We start from the raw sequence: 17996 nt of genomic DNA on the forward strand, positions 1-17996 counted from the left end.
ACAGTCAACAGTCAACAAACAACTGACTATTGACTATTGACTAAACTTTTGTGCGATCGGTCAAAATTTCATAGCCGGTTTCTGTAACTAACACAGTATGCTCAAACTGGGCTGATAAAGAATTATCTACAGTTACGGCTGTCCAGCGATCGGCTAAAGTTCTTGTGTGCTTAGAACCTGCATTTAAAATTGGCTCGATGGCTAAAGTCATCCCCGCACGTAATTTTACATTGGGCATTTCTCTAGTACGGTAGTTAAACACAGAAGGTTCTTCGTGCAAATTGCGTCCTACACCATGTCCAGTGAATTCTTCAACCACTGTAAAACCATTGGCTTTCACATGGTCTTCAATGGCTCCAGCTAGATCTAGCAAGTATGCACCAGCCTTGACTTGTTCAATACCTTTATAAAGAGCTTCCTCCGCGACACGAATTAGTTTAGCTGCTTCTGGGGTAACTTCACCGACGGCGATTGTAATGCAAGAATCGCCATGAAAACCTTGGAAATAAGCACCTGTATCTACTTTTAATACATCCCCAGTCCGAATTACTTTCTTGGGGTTCGGAATTCCATGTACAACTTCATTGTTAATACTGGCACAAATAGAACCTGTGAATCCGTGATATCCCTTAAAGCTTGGTGTCGCACCCATTTCGCGAATGCGTTTCTCTGCATACGCATCTAAATCAGCCGTAGTCATTCCTGGTTGGACTAATTCGGAAATTTCTTTGAGTACAGTTGCGACAATTTTTGCTGATTGCCGCATAATATCAATTTCACGCGATGATTTAAGTTCGATACCTCGGCGTTGTTTGCTAGGTGATGGCGGCTGAGTTGCTTGAGCAAGTAAGTTACTGAGAATGTTCATGGGTAATTAAAAGCAATCGGCGCTGTAAGGCCGATGGTTAAGTTTTTTCTAGATTAGTTGAGAAATAATATCTATATTTAAATTAACTTATTTTTTACTGTCGGATTAATTTCTGACAGTAATTGAACCATTCCGCCGAGTCATATTTGGGGAATGGCAAACATTGGTTCCAATGAGTAAACAAATATACTCTAGGTCTTATCTGTCTTTTTCAGCCAATTTATTTTAACTTTGAAATGTCAATTTGTAACGGTAATCTCTCCTGTCATTCCTGCTTCTGTATGTCCTGGTACTGAGCAGCGTAAGCTATATTTTCCTGGCTTTAGCGGTACAAATACCCATTCGGCTGTAGCACCTGGTTTGAGTTCCACTTCATGGATAGCTCCTTTAATTTCTACTTTCCCTGCTTCAACTTTTTGCGTCCATATGCCATCGGCAAAGTCTTTGGCAGTAAAATAGTGTTTCAGTTGGCTAGGATTAGTAAGTCGGAGATTGTACCGTTTACCAGTCACAAATTCCAAGTTATTCGGCTCAAATTTGAGTTCATTAGCTGTATTCCCTAAGCTAATAGGAACTTCAATGGCGGGTTGTTTCAGTAAATCACCAGATACATTTGCGGCTAATGCTGAATTATAGCTGAAACTCAAACACAGCATTAATAATACAATAATATAAATCCGCTTGATAGTTTTCATCGTCCAAAAGATTATTTAAACTGGGTTTCTCGCACAGACTTACCGAAATTAGGAATTAATAATTACGAATTAATAATTATTTCATTTGGGCTAAGACAGCCGGGCCAGCTGTTGCTACTACAATTTTATCTGGGTGGACTAATTCGCGAGCAGCTTGGTTAACTTGAGCGAGGGTAACTTGTTGAATTTTTTCGCTAAAAGAACGTAATTCAACTTTATCAAGCCCATGCACTTGATTCATCAAAATAGTTTTTGTTAATTCCTCTGGGTTGGCTAAAGAAACATTGTAGTTGCTAATAAGTGTTTGTTTAGCTGCTTCAACTTCTGAAGCTGTAACACCTTGTTGATGAATTTGCTTTAACAGTTTTTGAGTACTGGCGATCGCTTTTGTTGTATCTTCAGGGCTGGTTTGCAATTCAATCCAAAATGTTCCAGCACTTTTCCCAACTTGGAAGTAGCTATAAATTCCATAGGTTAGTCCTTGGCGATCGCGTACTTCTGCACCTAGTCTACTAGATAAGGTATCGCCTCCCAAAATCTGATTTAAAACTAAGGCTGCATAAAATCGGGGATCTTTACGGTTAATCCCCGCATAACCCATATAAGTAATGGCTTGGGCTTTACCCGGTAGGATAGAGTTGACACGCACTTCCTTTTCGGGCATTGATACTTGTGGATATTGTAATTTTGGTGGTTCGCCGCTTACTTTCCATCCCCCAAATTCTTTTTCCACTAGCGATCGCACTTTGGCTGGCTCAAAATCTCCGACTATTGCTAACACCATATTATCGGGACGATAATATTTTTCTTTAAAAGCAATTACATCTTTACGCTTAATCTTTTTTAAGCTCTGTGCTGTTGGGAAGCTATGTAAAGGATGCTTTCGCGGATAAATAGATTGAACAAATGTTCTAATAGCTACCTCATCTGGATCGTCTAAATCCAATTTAAGATTAGTCAAAGCTTGTTGACGCTCAAGTTCCAATTCTTTTGCTGGGAAGGTACTATTTTTAACGACATCTGCTAGAGTTTGCAAAATTATAGGTAAGTCACCAGCTAAACTATCACCTTCAATGCGCACACCTTCCCGATAGGCTCTAAACTCTAAATTTGCACCTCGGTCTTCCAAGGCTTTGGCAATTGTCAAGAAATCTTTGGTTTTCGTGCCATTCATCAAGTTATCTGCTACCAAAGATGCTAATCCCGCTTTATCCTCAGGGTCAAATTCTATCCCTGCATTAATGTGACCACTAAGGGTGATAGTCGGAATACTGCGATCGGGGAAGAGTAATAACCGTAAACCATTAGCAAATTTAAATTGCTGTGGTAAATCTCGTTCGCCAATGTCTATGACCTCATCCACAGCAGGTAGATATTTTAATATCTCACTTGGTGCTACAGGCGAGCCTGGAGCGAAATTTTCTGTAGTTTGAGAGGAATGGGCTTTGCTGGTATTAGCTTTTACTTGTTTTTGAGTGGGTTCAAAGTAGCCCACAATACGTGCTTCTGGTTTGAGGTATTTTTTAACTACAGCCACAACATCTGCTGGCGTTACTTTGCGAATAGCAGCTAAATAGCGTTCTGTATAGCGGTAGTCACCAGCAGTAGTTTCATCATTACCCAATTGCATTGCTTGGTTGGTGAGATCGCGATTAGCTAAAATTACGGCTGCTTCTAATTGCATTTTTGCACGATTTACTTCTGCTGCTGTAACTCCTGATTTGACTAAATCAGCGATCGCTTTATTTAATACCGAGTCAATTTTTGACAAATTTTGGTTAGAAGCAGCTGTTACCAACAATTCATACCATCCAGATTCTTGCAAGCTAGCCACAGAAGCGCTGATGTCGCTTGCTAAACTAGATTCTACCAATATTTGATCCAGCCGAGAACTGCGTCCCTCTGTCAAAATATAATCCATCACATCCAAGGCTGGCACATCTGGATGATTAACATCCGGTAGGGGGTAAACTACTTGCAACAGTTCCCCTGCTCCTGCTTCTCGCAGCACAATGGGAGATTCTGATAATTGTTGACTGTTGACTGTTGAGTGTTGAGTGTGGTCACTGAGTGAAGCCGTACCCCTTCGGGGAAGCAAGCTACGCGAAGCGTCTCGAAGAGAAGTATTGACTGTTGAGTGTTGACTCTTTGGTAATTTCCCAAATATTTCTTTTACTGCTTCTAAAGTTGGTGCAGTTTGAAAATCTCCCACAATTACTAAAACAGCATTGTCAGGACTGTAATATTTCTGATAATACTTTTGTACCTGCTCAACTGTAAATTTTTCTACATCCGCTTTTGTCCCGCCTACAGGTAACCCGTAAGCATGATTGGGAAAAGCTGCGCGCATTACAGTCCGATTGAGGCGGTATTCTGGGCTATTTTCGTAACCTTGTAACTCAGAAATGACTACTCGCTTTTCACTAGCTAGCTGTTCGGTCTCAATTACTGAATTTTGCATCCGATCCGCTTCTAAAATCAGCAGCGCCTTGAGCTTATTTCGTTCCGCGGTACCGTAATAAGCGGTTTGATCGTAGCTGGTGAAAGCATTGGAGTCACTACCTAAAGCACTAAACAATCTCCCAAATTGAATTGGACGAGTTTGCGTTCCTTTAAACATCATGTGTTCCAATTGGTGCGCAATCCCATTTAGTCCTGGTTCTTCATTGCGCGAACCTACCTTGTACCATACTTGTACAGTTACCACTGGCGCAGTATGTACTTCTTTGGTTAGCACTGTCAGGCCATTTGCGAGTAATGTCTTGCGGACGTTTTCTGTCACTGTTGGGGGTAGATTTTCCTGTGGATTGACTATTGACTGAGGGTGTATCTGCTGTGACGTAACTATATGCTGGCTAACAGCAGATTTACTGCTAAATAACAATACCGCAATCATCCATAGAGTTAACAGCAATAACAAAAAACGATATCGATACAAGGTAGATAACACAGACATGGATTTTGCAGATGCTTGTAAACTAAGTTACATAAAGTGAGTGATGAATATAGTTTAATCGCTGTGCGCAATCTCTCACCTGATTAAAGGTGTAGAGATCAGCTATTCTACCAGCCAAAATCATGAAAAGTGCCGCAAAATTAGTTGAGTTTTGCTAAAATCCGCAAAAATTCCAATGGTAAGCCATCAGTATCTGCAATGAAAGCCACTTCAAAAATGCGATCGCCTATTTGTTGCTGTGTCGGTTCTAAAAGTATTTTTAGTGGTGGTAAATCTGCTGTTGCTACTCGTTTTTGTAAATTGGTTAACCAACTGGGCAAATCTGGTGTAATTTCCGTTAAATCGAAAGAAAGATGGTAATAGCCCACATAATGCTCATCCGCAAAAGCATCTGGCGCTGGTTTCGGTTCGGGAATTTGGATCAGTTCAATTCTCCCACCTAATCCTTCCATCCAACAAGCCAGGGTATAGCCTGTAGTGAAGCGTTCGCAAACTGTAAACCCCAATTGTTCGTAAAAGGCGATCGCCCGATGAATATTCGCAGTCCGAATTGAAGCGTGGTGCATAAGCAAAGCGACTAGGGGCTAGAGGTTATGGGTGAGAGTATAGACTGTAGATAAAGTTTACTTGTGATGTTTCTTCAACTTTCTTTATTACTAGCCCCTAGTCCCTAACCCCTAATCTCATTGTTTATCTACTCAAATAATCGGAAATAAGGATAGCGTACAGGGACACCAGGCTCTTTTTCCAAATCAAAATTAATCACTTCCCAACAGGGTTCATCTGTGGGATCGGGGCTAAACTCTACAGGTAAACCGTATAGCCGCGCTGAGGTATTTTCCGTCGTCTGTTGTTGTCCAGAACGCCAAGTAGTGCTGCGTTCTAGATAACCACTCATTAATTCCTGATAACGACGTGCAATGATTACTCGCGTTGCTCGGAAACCTTGAGTATAAAGTTTATCCAACGCTTCGTGAATTTCAAACCTTATACCATCGGGATGGGTATGTTGTCTGTACCATTCGTTATTCCACTTTCGCCAATGGCGTCCCGACTGTAAATGGATTAATTCACCGGTTTTCGGATTAGCTTCAAAAGCCCCATGACGCGGACATAAATAGGTATCTGTAAGCGTCAATGCCTGAATTGTTTGGCGACAGTGGGGACACTGAATTTCGGGGCCAAATATTGGGTACTGCAAGCCTGGATTCATCATGAAGTGCGTAGAAACATAGTTTTGTCTTCACCAGCACCAGTGGGTTTGATTTTACACTTCGGCTCCACCAATTGGGGTTACCACCTCATTGCTACACAGTTTAATGACTGGTCGCAAGAACAGTATTCACCAGTGTCTTCCTCAGTATAGAAGCTTGACCAAAGAAGTTTGAAGTTTAAAGGATGAATTCAGAATTTCAGACTTTAGACTTCCGACTTTAGCCTTGAGTTGACCCTGTGATATTCTGGTTTTGCAACCAGCCTGAAATGTTGGAGTTTCTCCAGTGTTCCTGGGTACCATATTCATATTCTATCGTGTCTACAGCTTCTTACTGGCCATCTCCTGATTTTTCTGTTGCTGCTTTTATAGCAGCTAATGCGATCGTTGTCGGTTCAGTAAACATCAAAAGCGGGGTAAGCATTTGGTATGGAGCAGTAGTCAGAGCAGATGTAGAACGCATTGATATTGGTGAATGCACAAATATCCAAGATGGTGCAATTCTACACTGTGATCCTGGCTTTCCTACCATCTTAGAAGATCGTGTCACCGTAGGACATCGTGCTGTGATACATTCTGCCTACATTGAACGAGGAAGTTTAATTGGTATTGGCGCAATAATTTTAGACGGCGTTCGGGTAGGTACTGGTAGCATTGTTGGTGCAGGTGCTGTAGTCACTAAGGATGTACCACCATTTTCCTTAGTTATGGGCATTCCTGGTAAAGTAGTCCGCAAAATCACAGACACTGAAGCCGCAGAATTAATCGAACACGCCGAAAAATACCAAAAGTTAGCCTTGGTTCACGCCGGTAAAGGCAGTGATATTGGCTTTACCAAGCCGGGATAAGGACAAGGGGCAGGGAGCAGGGAGCAGGGGGGACAATAAGACTGGGGGGAAGACGCGGTGATGCGGAGAAATAAACAATTCTAAATGCCCCATGCCCAATGCCCCATGCCCAAATTGTAAACATTCTTTACAAATGGGGCTGGAAAAATTGTCCACTTCAGCTAACAATAAAAATGAGAGTAGTTGACAAAAGTTTAATTTATTTAACAGAGGGGTTCTAAATATGGACATTGATTTTCGCGTAGCAGTTGTTTTAGCTCCAATCGCTATTGCTGCTGGTTGGGCTTTGTTTAACATTGGCGCTGCTGCATTAAGACAAGTGCAAAACTTTTTAAACAGAGAAGCCTAAATTTACATAAAAATTAACATTTTTTAACCGGCTGTTTCTTTTTCTAGGAACAGTCGGTTGATTAGTGTTAGGGTATCGGTCAGTGTCTCCTCCTTATCTTCGTTCCGTCATCTTCCAATTGTGGATATTGATTCTCTACTAAAATCTTTTCAACCTTTTGGTATTAATTTAGGACTCTCACGGATTGTCAAACTCTTGGCTAATCTGGGTAATCCTCATCAGCAAGTGCCTGTAGTTCATGTTGCGGGGACTAATGGCAAAGGTTCTGTATGCGCTTATCTTTCATCGATTCTGACTGAGGCGGGTTATCGTACAGGACGTTATATTTCTCCCCATTTAGTTGATTGGACAGAACGTATTTGTATTAATGAACAGGCAATTTCTTCAGAGGAATTGTATGAATTATTACAAAAAGTCCAAAGTGAAATTGCTCCTGATGAAGAATCGCCAACTCAGTTTGAAGTGATTACCGCCGCCGCTTGGTTATACTTCGCCCAACAGCAAGTGGATGTAGCGGTGGTAGAAGTGGGATTAGGCGGGCGCTTAGATGCAACTAATGTGTGTGATAATCCTTTGGTAACTGTAATTACTTCTATCAGTCGCGAACATTGGCAACAATTAGGCCCGACTGTAGCCGATATTGCTAGAGAAAAAGCGGGAATTCTCAAACCGGGATGCCCTGTAGTTGTGGGACAATTGCCACAAGATGCCCTAGAAGTTGTGCGATCGCGAATTGGGGAATTACAATGTCCAGTATTTATCCCCCAGCCTGCGCGCCCTATATCTTCAGGATGGGCTGAATACCAAACTCAGGAAAATTCTAAAATTATTCAATATCCCCTGCCTTTACAAGGACAAATTCAATTAACTAATTCTGCCTTGGCTTTAGCCGCTATAGAAATCCTCCAAAAACAGGGGTGGCACATTTCCCAAACAGCCATAATTAATGGCATGGGAAAGACTAAATGGCCGGGGCGGATTCAATGGGTAACTTGGCAAAAGCATACATTATTACTTGATGGTGCCCATAATCCGGCTGGTGCTAAAGTATTACGCGATTATGTGGATAGCTTGCATCATCCCTCTGTTACTTGGGTGATGGGAATGATGGCGAATAAAGACCACGCTGATATTTTTCAAGTCTTATTACGCCCAGAAGATAGATTATTTCTCGTACCAGTACCGGATATATCTTCAGCTAGCCCTCATCAATTAGCTAAGCTAGCTACTGATAGTTGCCCAAACTTAAGTTTTTGCCAATCTTACCCAGATTTATTATTAGCCTTGGAAGCAGCTTTTGCTGTATCAGACAACTTAGTTGTATTGTGTGGTTCTCTATATTTAATAGGAAATTTTTTAGCAAATAAATAATTCCAGTAATGCAACTTTCAATTTATATATGTATTGCCAATTAAATAGTTTATTAAAAATGTTTACAAATAGTAATATATTTCTGGTGATTTAAACACACTTCTTGGAAATATCCTGACTTTTGATTAATGCGATCGCTTTATCCAGTCAAGTCCAAAAACGTTAATATCAAAGAGTTTTCCCTTGTTTATGGTCGTGGTTGAACTTGGTTTTACATCTGATGCTAAGTAATTAAATTTATTATGTAAATTTAATTTATAGTTGTGACTACAACTATATTTTCTGGGCAAAATTAACTGAGAAATTATCTAGCAGATAAATACCCTAATTGACACTGCTATAGAACTTTCTGGTTAATAGGAGATAAATATGCTAAAAGTTGTTGTAGGTCACAGTGACGATCCAGATTCTCAAGACGCAATTGCCGAAGTTTTAGAACAGTGTAGTCAAGACTTAGTAGGAGTAATACCTCAAGCAGGTATTTTGTTTACTGCTATTGATTTTGAGTATGAATTAATCCTCAAAGAAATTAACCAAGTTTTTCCCGAAATAGATTTGATAGGTTGCACCACAGATGGTGAAGCCTCTTCCGTATTAGGATTTCAACAAGATTCTCTAACGTTGATGCTGTTCTATTCCGATACGGTAGAAATCAGTACTGGTGTAGGTTATGGAGCCAAAGAAAACCCCTTTGCTGCGGCTGAACAAGCTGTCAAACAAGCAACAGCAAAAATGACTAATAGCCCGAAATTATGCATTACTTTACCAGCCAGCTATATAGAAGATGGTTCAACGACGAATGGAGAGTTAATTCTCCAGGGACTAAAACTAGCCTTAGGTTCCCAAATGCCTATTATCGGCGGTACAGCGGGAGATCAATTTAGGTTTCAAAAAACTTACCAATTTTTCCGCAATCAAGTTCTGACTGATGCTTTGCCAGTGTTGATATTTGGGGGAGATATTAATTTTTCTTATGGAATTGCTTGTGGTTGGCAACCCATTGGACGTAAAAGCGTAGTCACCAAAGCTGAGGGAACCGTCCTTTACGAAATTGATGGTAGAACAGCAATGGAATATTATCAAAAATATTTGGGTGAACGCCCGCCAACGGCAGAACATCCACTAGCTGTATATGAAGGAGATAGCGATCGCTACTACATGCGCGTGCCTAATACTCACAATCTTGAAACTGGTAGCATCAATTTTCTCGGTAATGTCCCAGAGAACGCCATAATTCAAGTCACAGATATTCGTCGAGACGAAGTAATTGCTGCCGCTGAAACTTCATTCCAAACTGCTTTAAAAAATTATCCAGGAACTGAACCAGAAGCAATTTTATTATTTTCTTGTTGCTGTCGTCGTTGGCTTTTAGGCACGAGAGCCAAAGAAGAATATCAACTTGTAAAAAATGCACTTTCTCAAGCAATACCTATTTGTGGATTCTATACCTATGGTGAATTTGCACCCCTAGAACCTCATGGTTCCACTTACTATCACCAAGAAACTTTTGTGACTTTGCTTCTAGGAACAAAATAGGGCTTATGGAACCCAGCGACCATGAAAAAAAGCTAAAAGAATTAGAAAAAACAGTTCGCACTTTAAAAAAGAAACTAGAGCGTTCAGAAGCCGATCGCGAACAACTAGAAAACGCCAGTGAAGTTAGAGAAAACATCCTGAAAAATGTCATTTCCGAGTTAGAAGATTCACAAATAGCTCTGAGAAATCGCGGTGATGAACTAGAGGATGCACTCAAAAATCTCAAAACTTTACAGATGAAGTTGGTGGAATCGGAAAAGATGTCTGCTCTAGGAATTATGGTGGCTGGGATTGCCCATGAAATTAACAACCCAGTCAACTTTATTTATGGTAATTTAAATTATGCGCAACAATATTTCCAAGATTTATTGAAACTAATTGAACTTTATCAAAAAAAATATCCCGAACCAGATTTAGTAATTCAAAAAGAAATAGAAAATATTGACCTAGTATTTCTCAAGAAAGATTTAAATAAACTCTTCCAATCTATGACAGTAGGTGCAGAAAGAATTTCGGAGATAGTTAAATCTCTACGAACTTTTTCACGTTTAGATGAAGCCGAATTTAAATCAGTTGATATTCATGAAGGAATCGATAGTACACTAGTTATTTTAAATAACCGACTCAAACAAGCCGGCGGTAATATTGCCGAAATTAAAGTCAGTAAAAATTATGGCAAACTACCCTTGATTAAGTGTTATGCCGGACAAATAAATCAAGTATTTATGAATATTTTAGCTAATGCCATTGATTCTTTAGAAGAATTAATATTAAAGACTAATCAAACTAACTTAGGGCAATGCATGATTCAGCAGCCAGAAATTAAAATCCAAACAGCAGTTATCGCAAATAATTGGATGGAAATTCGCATTGCTGATAACGGTATGGGTATGGATGAAAAGGTGAGGACAAAATTATTTGATCCCTTCTTTACTACTAAACAAGTAGGCAAAGGTACAGGTTTAGGTTTAGCAATTAGTTACCAAATTATTATTGAACTACATGGTGGAAAATTAGAGTGCTATTCTCAACCTGAAAAAGGAGCAGAATTTGTCATTCAAATTCCCATGCGTTGATTGTCATAGAGCAAGAGAAAGCAAGAGAATTAACAATTCAAAATTCAAAATTCAAAATTCAAAATTCAAAATTAAACACATTTTCAGACGGGGATTTAAACCCTGTCTGAAAATGATACTACGTATAGACGTAGGGGTCTTAAACCCTTTTATTTCCGATAATGTAAGGGAGACATACAATTCAAAATACCCAATGCCCAATGCCCCATGCCCTAAACCCTATTATTCCATTCTTGGGCTGCATCTTCTACAGCTTTATCTACTGTCTTTTCTCCTAACATTGCTGCTTGTAAGTTCTCATAAATCGCCTTTTGCAATTTTTTGATATCTTTCAAACTCGGCTTTAATATTTCTGCTTGTTGTAGTTGTTGAGCGCTAACAACTCGGGCTTTTTCCACTGTTGTGGCATTACTTGGAACATCTTTAAAGTAGCTATCAGTAAGTGATTTAACTGTAGATGGTAGAACATTGGCAGCTTTAGCAAAAGCTAATTGATTTTGATCGTTCGTGAGAAATAAAGCAAATTTTACAGCCGCATCAGGATATTTACTGTCTTTGGGGATGACTACATTCATCACAGCAACATTTTTTTTACCAGTATCACCAGTAATTTGGGGTGCGATCGCAGAAGCTTGAGCAATTTTTGGTGCATTATTGGCGATCGTCTTCAAAAACTCAGGCCCAGAAGCCAAAAATGCTGTTTCTCCAGCTTGATATAAATCAATAGCATGACGATGACCTTGAGTTAATACCTCTTTCGGCAGCAATCCTTTGTTATACAAATCTACCCAATACTGAAAAGCGGCTTTTCCTTGAGGAGAATTAAAAGCTGCTTTCCCTTCGGTATCTACTAAGGTGACTCCCATTTGCACAAAAGATTCCAAAACTTCTCCGGAATCTTGCGGTACAAAAGTCACAAAAAAGGCATATTTACCAGTTTTATCTTTAATTTGTTGGGCAACTTGGGCTAATTCTGCGTAAGTACTCGGTGATTTGTTGATACCTGCCTGTTTTAATAAATCAGTGTTATAAATGGTTAGCCGGGTGGTGAGGTACCAGGGAATACCAAAACTTTTACCATTGATAGTGCTAGCTTTCCAAATATTTGGCAGATAGGAGGAACGTACTTCTTGTGGAACTTTAGTATCAACATCCAGCCAAGCATTTCTTCCTGCAAGTTGCGAAGCAAAATCTGGATTGAGATTGACAACATCAGGTGGCGTTTTCCCTGATACAGCTGTTAAGATTTTGTTCTCCATCGCAGCCCAGGGTATATCAACCCAATTAATCTTTATACCTTGATTTTGTGACTCAAAACTGGCAATCAAGTTTTGAAAATAGTCCGTAAATTGAGGTTGGAGTTGCATTGTCCAAAACTCAACCCTTGCTCCTGATCCAGCAGCTTGTTGTGTTTGGGTGGCAACTTTACCTGTGCTGCAACTAACAATCCAGCTAGTCAATAAACCGAGCAGTACAAATACAGATAGCCGCTTGAATTTGTGAATTTTAAACATTTTACTAGTATATTTACGCTTGCTTTGAACGAAAAGCTTATGCAGAATTGTCGAGATTATAGGCTAAATCAATTACCTAGTACTAAGAGAGTTTTTTAGTATCATTTAACTTTTCAATTTAGCAGTGCGACGGGCAAAAAAGTGGTGAAAAGCTTCAATAGTCTGTTTGGCAAATCTAATAAAGGAGTCGGTATTGAACTAGCACCTGAACGGGTGAATATAGTTCAATTACGCAAACAGCGTCAAGGCTTTAAAATAGAAGCCTTAATATCGGTAGAAGTTCCTGAAGGACTGGTTACCGACGGACAAATTACCGATCCGCCAGCGATGGCGCAGCTAATTCAGCAAGCGCTTGCTGACAATAAAATCAAAGCTTCTCGGGTTGCGACTGCTGTACCAGGAAGAGATTCAATTGTACGTTTAATACCTGTACCGGCCGAGTTAGATGATAAAGAACTGCGAGAGATGGTACTCAACCATGAAGCAGCTTTGTATTTACCCTATCCTCGCGAAGAAGCTGATGTAGATTACCAGAAACTTGGCTACTTTGTAGATGAGGATGGCATAGAAAAGGTACAAGTACTCTTAGTAGCTACACGTAAGGAGGTAACGGACACATATATCAGTACATTTGAGCAGGCAGGATTAGAAATCGACGTTTTAGAGATTAACAGTTTTGCGCTCATTCGCACAATTCGCGATCAACTGCGACAATTTGGCCCGCAAGAAGCAGCGGTATTGGTTGATATCGAGTTTGATAGCTCAGAAATTGCCATTATTGTCAATGGTGTACCCCAGTTTTCCCGGACGGTACCTATAGGCACTTACCAAATGCAACAGGCCTTATCAAAAGCAATGAGTTTACCCACATCGCGAGATATGGAACTGTTGCAGGGAATGGCGATTATGACAGCTCCTATAGAGGGTGGTAAAACTGGTCTCACCGATATTAATCCCGGTATGGCAGCAATATTAAGAGTTTTGGGCGAACTGACTGACGAGCTGCGTCGTTCCATCGATTTTTACCTCAATCAAAGTGAAAATCTGGAAATAGCACAAATCTTCCTTGCTGGCCCTGGTGGTGGGCTACAACAACTAGATGAGTTTTTCACCCAAAGATTAAGCTTACCGACTGCCCAAATCGATCCAATAACATCTTTGTCCTTAGAACTTAACGAAGAAAAGTACCCTGTAGTGCAACGCTCTGGCTTAGCAACAGTAATGGGTCTAGGAATGAGGGAGGTTTAACAGAATGTACAGTCTGGATATTAACTTTCTCAAAGACCGCCCAACTTACCAAAAAAAGGTTACGAAGAAACCTGGAATTAAATTTCCTACAGGGAATTTAACACCGTTATATGTGGGAGTAGCATTAGGCATATGCTTCCCTGCGGCGGCGGTAGGTGGTTTGTGGTGGTTACAAGCGAAAGTGGTGGAATCAGAGCAAAAAATAGCACAACTAGATGAAGAAAACAAGAGGTTAGACACAGAAATCGGAAATATTAACAAAATTAAAGAACAGACCAACCAAGTTAAAGGGGAAACACAAGCTTTGGTGACAGTGTTTGACCAGATTCGACCTTGGTCAGCCATGTTACAAGATTTGCGTGATCGCATTCCTGCTAAAGTCCAAATTGAGAACATCAGGCAAATTGCAGCCGTTGCACCAGCCCCAGGACAACCAGCAGGTAATCCAGCCGGCGGTATAGAAATCACGGGTATGGCTCGGTCTTTTAACGATGTCAATGATTTCTTGCTGACTCTGCAACAGTCGAGGTTTTTAAAGCCATCAGAAAGCAAAATTGTGACCGCAGAGTTGGTAAATGCACCAATACAACCAGTGGTTGCTAATGCTAAAGAGGGTGACAAAATTCCGCCGTTGCAAGTGGTTAAATACACTATTCAATCAAGTTTGAGTGATGTACCAGCCTCTGAATTAATCCGAGAGCTAGAGCAAAAAGGCACCGTAGGACTGGTGGCGCGAATTCGTAGTTTGCAACAAACAGGAGCCATTTCAAAATGACGGTGAGTGAAGATTTTAATTTTGCTGAAAATAGTGGGGAATTTGCTGAATCTCCCAGCTCACCCAAGCTATTTGGCATTAGCTTTACCCCACAAATTATTGGAATTGCGGTAGCAGTCTTAGGTCTTGGTGGAGCCTTGTATGTAGCTCTCAACATGCTAATGCCTGCTTGGGATAGCTATCAACAACAGCAAGGGAAAATTAGCGAACTACAAGGACAAGTCGATCAAAAAAAGGCCAGTATTAGAAAGATTGATCAGGTTAAGGCTGAGCTAGACCAGGCAAAACAGCAACAAATCCAAGTTTTAAATTTATTTGCTAGTGAAAAAACCTTGGATACATTGTTACTAGATTTAAATCGCCTGGTGGAAACTACTAATGCCCAAATTTCTGCCAATGGTGTTAGAGGTGAACTGAAAAGGTATGTACCAGCAGGACAAAAATCAGAACCGATAACTGATGGTAGTCTTGGGTTACAAGTCGATGGCAAACTCAAACGTAGCAGCATTAATATTCAAATTGTTGGTACTTATGAACAAACGCAATCAATTATGCGGAATATTGAGCGTTTACAGCCCTTATTGATCGTTAAAGATTATCAATCTACCTTGCAACGACTACCCGTTGAATCATCAAAAGAAAAAGGCGATCAAAAGCCTACTTTTGTGTCATCAATTAATACCAATTTCCAGTTACAAGCATTAATGCCACTTACTCCAGAGGAAATAGCGGCGGCAGCAGCTGCGGCGGCTCCTCCTAAGAAGTAACAGCAAATAGCTACAAAAACAGCAGGGAAATCAACAATTCATAATTATGAATCTAAATTTAGTAGTCTTGCTAATCAGCGAGTCACGAAAATAACCCTAATCTCTAGCCCCTAACCTAGTTCTGGGCACAAACAGGTAGCAAGATACCTACTCAAAAATTATTTGTCAACAAGGTTTTATCAGGTGAGGAATGAACTGTGAAACAGCTTCACGGTAATAATTTATTATTAGGTACTGCTGCATTTATCTTCTTGGCAGCTCAACCGGTTTGGGCAGACACTACCCAAATTACTGACGTACAGCTAAATCCAGTTAATGGTGGAATTAATGTTGTTTTAAAAACATCTTCAGGGTCGCGCCCGCAAATTTTTACGACCAAAAGAGGCAAAACTTTAGTTACAGATATTATTAATACTCAACTACGCTTACCACAAGGCAATAATTTCCGTAAAGATAACCCCTCTTCGGGAATTGCCTCAGTCGAAATTATTCAGCTTGATGCTAATAGCATCCGGGTGGTGGTAACTGGAAGCAATGATGCCCCTAGCAATCAACCTGTGGTGCGAAAGGATAATGGGATTACTCTCAGCTTTAGCCCCACATCTGGCACGACAGCATCAACTCCAACGCCAACCACCCCAACACCAACCACCCCAACACCAACCACCCCATCTCAACCGGGTAAACAGCCCAATGTTCTTGTTCCCAATCCCGAAGTGACGATTGATGGCAAACCTGCACAGCCAGCCGGCCCGGGACAACCTACATATCAGGGGCCGCCTTTTTTACCTAGAGCTGTGGCTCCACCAGTAGGAGATATTGCTATCTCTAATACTGATGCTTCTCCCAGTACGATTGACCTAGCTACTCAGGAACGTGTCCCACGGTTAGTACTCAGAGATGCTCCTGTGCGAGAAGTATTGTCACTATTAGCCCGTGCGGCTGGTTTAAACCTAGCTTATATAGGTGGAGAAGGTGCAGGTGCAGCAGGTGGTACTGCACCTAGTGGACAAGCCATCTCTCAAACCATTTCTCTAGATATCGAAAACGAACCTGTACAAGATGTGTTTAATTACGTCTTGCGCTTGAGTGGTTTAGAGGCTAACCGTAGTGGTCGCACTATTTTTGTAGGCTCAAAACTGCCTACTTCTACCCGTGACACGGTGATGCGTAGCCTGCGACTTAATCAGGTAACGGTGGGTGTGGCGCTCAACTTTTTAGTCGGTATGGGTGCAGAAAGCGCCATTAGCCGCGAACGATTGGTTACTAGTGTTAGTGCTGTTCCTGTAGGGAATTCAGCCGCCGCAGTTACCCAAACTCAGACCACTACAGAAACTAAATTAGAGACTCAACGAGTTGATTTTAAAGACTCTAATCCATTGCTTAGAGGTTTACAGGCTTTAGGGGATGAACGCACTAATTCTATTACCTTGATTGGTTCTCCCCGATTAATTGACATTGCGATGGCGCAACTGACTCAGCTTGATATCCGCCGTCGTCAAGTGGTGGTTAATGTCAAAATTGTGGATGTGAATCTCACAGGAACGCAGGATTACAACACCAGCTTTTCTTTTGGTGCGGGGAATAACTTCTTTGCTGTTGATGGTGGTGCAGCATCTTTCAATTTTGGTGGCTCTAGACCTGCTAACGCTACGGAAGCAGCAAGAAGTGTGAGTGAAACACCAGTTATCACAAACCCAGTTACAGGAACACCTTTTGTCGATCCTAGTCAGTCTACAATCATAGAAGGCGCTGGCCCAGGCACTACAATAATTAACCAATCTCCAACAACACGAATTATTAATGGAGTCACAGTTCCGCCAGGAGGTGTTGTTACAACACCCAACACAAATGCAACGACATATCAACCAATTTCGCCAGCGTCGTCCAACCCATTACAACCAGGTTTCACCAACATTACCCAGCCAACAAATAACACGCTAACTATAAATGCTGATGGGACTACAAGCGTAACTCCAGGCACTTTTGGTACTGCAACCTCTGCACTTCCGTCTTTGTATCAATTCCCGAAACGGTTACTCGCTAGTTTGCAGGCTCAGGTGACAAATGGTAACGCTAAGATTTTGACTGACCCAACTTTAATTGTGCAAGAAGGTCAGCAAGCTCTTGTCAATCTGACTCAAGAAGTTGTGGGGAACATAACTATTCAAACAACGGATACTTCAGGTGGCTCAAGAAGTGAGAGAACAATAGAAAAACAAAAAGTTGGTCTGACGTTGAATGTGAAAATTGAACGGATTGATGACAATGGTTTTGTTTCTCTCTCGGTTGCTCCAACTGTTAGCGCACCTTCAGCTGCTGAAAATACAGGAAATGGCCAAATAATTTTAGTATCTGAACGCTCTTTGACTTCTGGGATGATTCGTTTGCGAGATGGTCAGACGCTGATTCTTTCAGGTATTATTCAAGACCAAGATAGGACTAGTGTCTCGAAGATTCCTATTTTAGGTGACTTACCTTTAATTGGTTCGCTGTTTAGAAAGACTAACAGAAGTAATGAACGCAGAGAGGTGATTGTGATGCTGACACCTCAAATTATGGATGATTCGGAACGCTCATCTTATGGCTATAACTATAATCCTAGTCCAGAGGTGCGGCAAATGTTGGAACGTCGTGGTTGGCAGCCTTCTAATAAGCGATAATCTTAATTCGTAATTCGTAATACTTCGACAAGCTCAGTACAAGTTCGTAATTACGGAAGCTGGTGAGAATTTGTTGACGAATTTTAGAGATTTTGAGATTAGGGAGATGAGAGATTT

At 40.9% G+C, this 17996-nt stretch carries 16 protein-coding genes; 10 read left to right on the forward strand and 6 right to left on the reverse strand.

Annotated elements, in window-relative coordinates; translation table 11 throughout:
- Positions 1 to 40 precede the first annotated feature (40 nt).
- The 5 genes from map to H6G41_RS12960 form a co-directional block, all read right to left on the reverse strand.
- Positions 41 to 868, reverse strand: a complete 828-nt coding sequence (map, locus tag H6G41_RS12940; RefSeq protein WP_190746591.1) for a type I methionyl aminopeptidase — start codon at positions 866 to 868, stop codon at positions 41 to 43.
- Between the two features lie 239 nt (positions 869 to 1107).
- Positions 1108 to 1524 (reverse strand): cupredoxin domain-containing protein, encoded by a 417-nt coding sequence (locus H6G41_RS12945; RefSeq protein WP_374939427.1) that lies wholly within the window; start codon positions 1522 to 1524, stop codon positions 1108 to 1110.
- Positions 1525 to 1639: 115 nt separating this feature from the next.
- Positions 1640 to 4519, reverse strand: a complete 2880-nt coding sequence (locus H6G41_RS12950) for a pitrilysin family protein (protein ID WP_190746593.1) — start codon at positions 4517 to 4519, stop codon at positions 1640 to 1642.
- A gap of 140 nt (positions 4520 to 4659) precedes the next feature.
- Positions 4660 to 5085: a VOC family protein gene (locus H6G41_RS12955; protein WP_190746594.1), complete on the reverse strand. Its 426-nt coding sequence runs from the start codon at positions 5083 to 5085 to the stop codon at positions 4660 to 4662.
- 128 nt (positions 5086 to 5213) lie between these two features.
- A complete protein-coding gene (locus H6G41_RS12960; protein WP_096643054.1) occupies positions 5214 to 5735 on the reverse strand; it encodes a TIGR02652 family protein in 522 nt (173 codons plus the stop codon).
- Positions 5736 to 6049: 314 nt separating this feature from the next.
- Here H6G41_RS12960 and H6G41_RS12965 point away from each other — a divergent pair, with 314 nt between their 5' ends.
- The 6 genes from H6G41_RS12965 (at position 6050) to H6G41_RS12985 (ending at position 10912) form a co-directional block, all read left to right on the forward strand.
- Complete coding sequence (locus H6G41_RS12965; protein WP_190746595.1) at positions 6050 to 6580, forward strand: gamma carbonic anhydrase family protein; 531 nt, start codon at positions 6050 to 6052, stop codon at positions 6578 to 6580.
- A 98-nt stretch (positions 6581 to 6678) separates the two neighbouring features.
- Complete coding sequence (locus tag H6G41_RS35745; protein WP_277878114.1) at positions 6679 to 6801, forward strand: hypothetical protein; 123 nt, start codon at positions 6679 to 6681, stop codon at positions 6799 to 6801.
- A 2-nt stretch (positions 6802 to 6803) separates the two neighbouring features.
- Positions 6804 to 6929 (forward strand): photosystem II protein Y, encoded by a 126-nt coding sequence (locus tag H6G41_RS12970; RefSeq protein ID WP_190746596.1) that lies wholly within the window; start codon positions 6804 to 6806, stop codon positions 6927 to 6929.
- 120 nt (positions 6930 to 7049) lie between these two features.
- Complete coding sequence (locus H6G41_RS12975) at positions 7050 to 8300, forward strand: glutamate ligase domain-containing protein (protein ID WP_190746597.1); 1251 nt, start codon at positions 7050 to 7052, stop codon at positions 8298 to 8300.
- Between the two features lie 369 nt (positions 8301 to 8669).
- A complete protein-coding gene (locus H6G41_RS12980) occupies positions 8670 to 9836 on the forward strand; it encodes an FIST signal transduction protein (protein ID WP_190746598.1) in 1167 nt (388 codons plus the stop codon).
- Between the two features lie 5 nt (positions 9837 to 9841).
- The gene (locus H6G41_RS12985; protein WP_190746599.1) at positions 9842 to 10912 is read left to right on the forward strand and encodes a sensor histidine kinase; all 1071 of its coding nucleotides are present in this window, start codon (positions 9842 to 9844) and stop codon (positions 10910 to 10912) included.
- Between the two features lie 212 nt (positions 10913 to 11124).
- Here H6G41_RS12985 and H6G41_RS12990 read toward each other — a convergent pair whose 3' ends face one another.
- Positions 11125 to 12426, reverse strand: coding sequence for a sugar ABC transporter substrate-binding protein (locus H6G41_RS12990; protein WP_190746600.1), 1302 nt, complete (start codon positions 12424 to 12426; stop codon positions 11125 to 11127).
- 141 nt (positions 12427 to 12567) lie between these two features.
- Between H6G41_RS12990 and pilM the strand changes: the two genes are divergently transcribed.
- The 4 genes from pilM (at position 12568) to H6G41_RS13010 (ending at position 17879) form a co-directional block, all read left to right on the forward strand.
- On the forward strand, positions 12568 to 13674 hold the full coding sequence (gene pilM, locus H6G41_RS12995; protein ID WP_190746601.1) for a type IV pilus assembly protein PilM: 1107 nt from the start codon (positions 12568 to 12570) through the stop codon (positions 13672 to 13674).
- A 4-nt stretch (positions 13675 to 13678) separates the two neighbouring features.
- Positions 13679 to 14449, forward strand: a complete 771-nt coding sequence (locus H6G41_RS13000) for a PilN domain-containing protein (RefSeq protein WP_190746602.1) — start codon at positions 13679 to 13681, stop codon at positions 14447 to 14449.
- Complete coding sequence (locus H6G41_RS13005; protein ID WP_190746603.1) at positions 14446 to 15216, forward strand: pilus assembly protein PilO; 771 nt, start codon at positions 14446 to 14448, stop codon at positions 15214 to 15216. Before H6G41_RS13000 ends, H6G41_RS13005 begins: the two co-directional genes overlap by 4 nt.
- 197 nt (positions 15217 to 15413) lie before the next feature.
- On the forward strand, positions 15414 to 17879 hold the full coding sequence (locus H6G41_RS13010) for an AMIN domain-containing protein (protein ID WP_190746604.1): 2466 nt from the start codon (positions 15414 to 15416) through the stop codon (positions 17877 to 17879).
- Positions 17880 to 17996: the final 117 nt, after the last annotated feature.

The sequence above is a fragment of the Tolypothrix sp. FACHB-123 genome, assembly GCF_014697075.1.
Classification (GTDB): Bacteria; Cyanobacteriota; Cyanobacteriia; order Cyanobacteriales; family Nostocaceae; genus Aulosira.

Excerpts from the sequence above, each read along its gene's own strand:
- H6G41_RS13005 (WP_190746603.1), top strand. The coding sequence starts at position 14,446 with ATGACGGTGAGTGAAGATTTTAATTTTGCTGAAAATAGTGGGGAATTT.
- H6G41_RS12980 (WP_190746598.1), top strand. The coding sequence starts at position 8,670 with ATGCTAAAAGTTGTTGTAGGTCACAGTGACGATCCAGATTCTCAAGAC.
- H6G41_RS35745 (WP_277878114.1), top strand. The coding sequence starts at position 6,679 with ATGCCCCATGCCCAAATTGTAAACATTCTTTACAAATGGGGCTGGAAA.
- H6G41_RS12970 (WP_190746596.1), top strand. The coding sequence starts at position 6,804 with ATGGACATTGATTTTCGCGTAGCAGTTGTTTTAGCTCCAATCGCTATT.
- H6G41_RS12960 (WP_096643054.1), bottom strand. The coding sequence starts at position 5,735 with ATGATGAATCCAGGCTTGCAGTACCCAATATTTGGCCCCGAAATTCAG.
- H6G41_RS12955 (WP_190746594.1), bottom strand. The coding sequence starts at position 5,085 with ATGCACCACGCTTCAATTCGGACTGCGAATATTCATCGGGCGATCGCC.
- map (WP_190746591.1), bottom strand. The coding sequence starts at position 868 with ATGAACATTCTCAGTAACTTACTTGCTCAAGCAACTCAGCCGCCATCA.
- H6G41_RS12985 (WP_190746599.1), top strand. The coding sequence starts at position 9,842 with ATGGAACCCAGCGACCATGAAAAAAAGCTAAAAGAATTAGAAAAAACA.
- H6G41_RS13000 (WP_190746602.1), top strand. The coding sequence starts at position 13,679 with ATGTACAGTCTGGATATTAACTTTCTCAAAGACCGCCCAACTTACCAA.
- H6G41_RS12950 (WP_190746593.1), bottom strand. The coding sequence starts at position 4,519 with ATGTCTGTGTTATCTACCTTGTATCGATATCGTTTTTTGTTATTGCTG.
- H6G41_RS12945 (WP_374939427.1), bottom strand. The coding sequence starts at position 1,524 with ATGCTGTGTTTGAGTTTCAGCTATAATTCAGCATTAGCCGCAAATGTA.
- H6G41_RS12990 (WP_190746600.1), bottom strand. The coding sequence starts at position 12,426 with ATGTTTAAAATTCACAAATTCAAGCGGCTATCTGTATTTGTACTGCTC.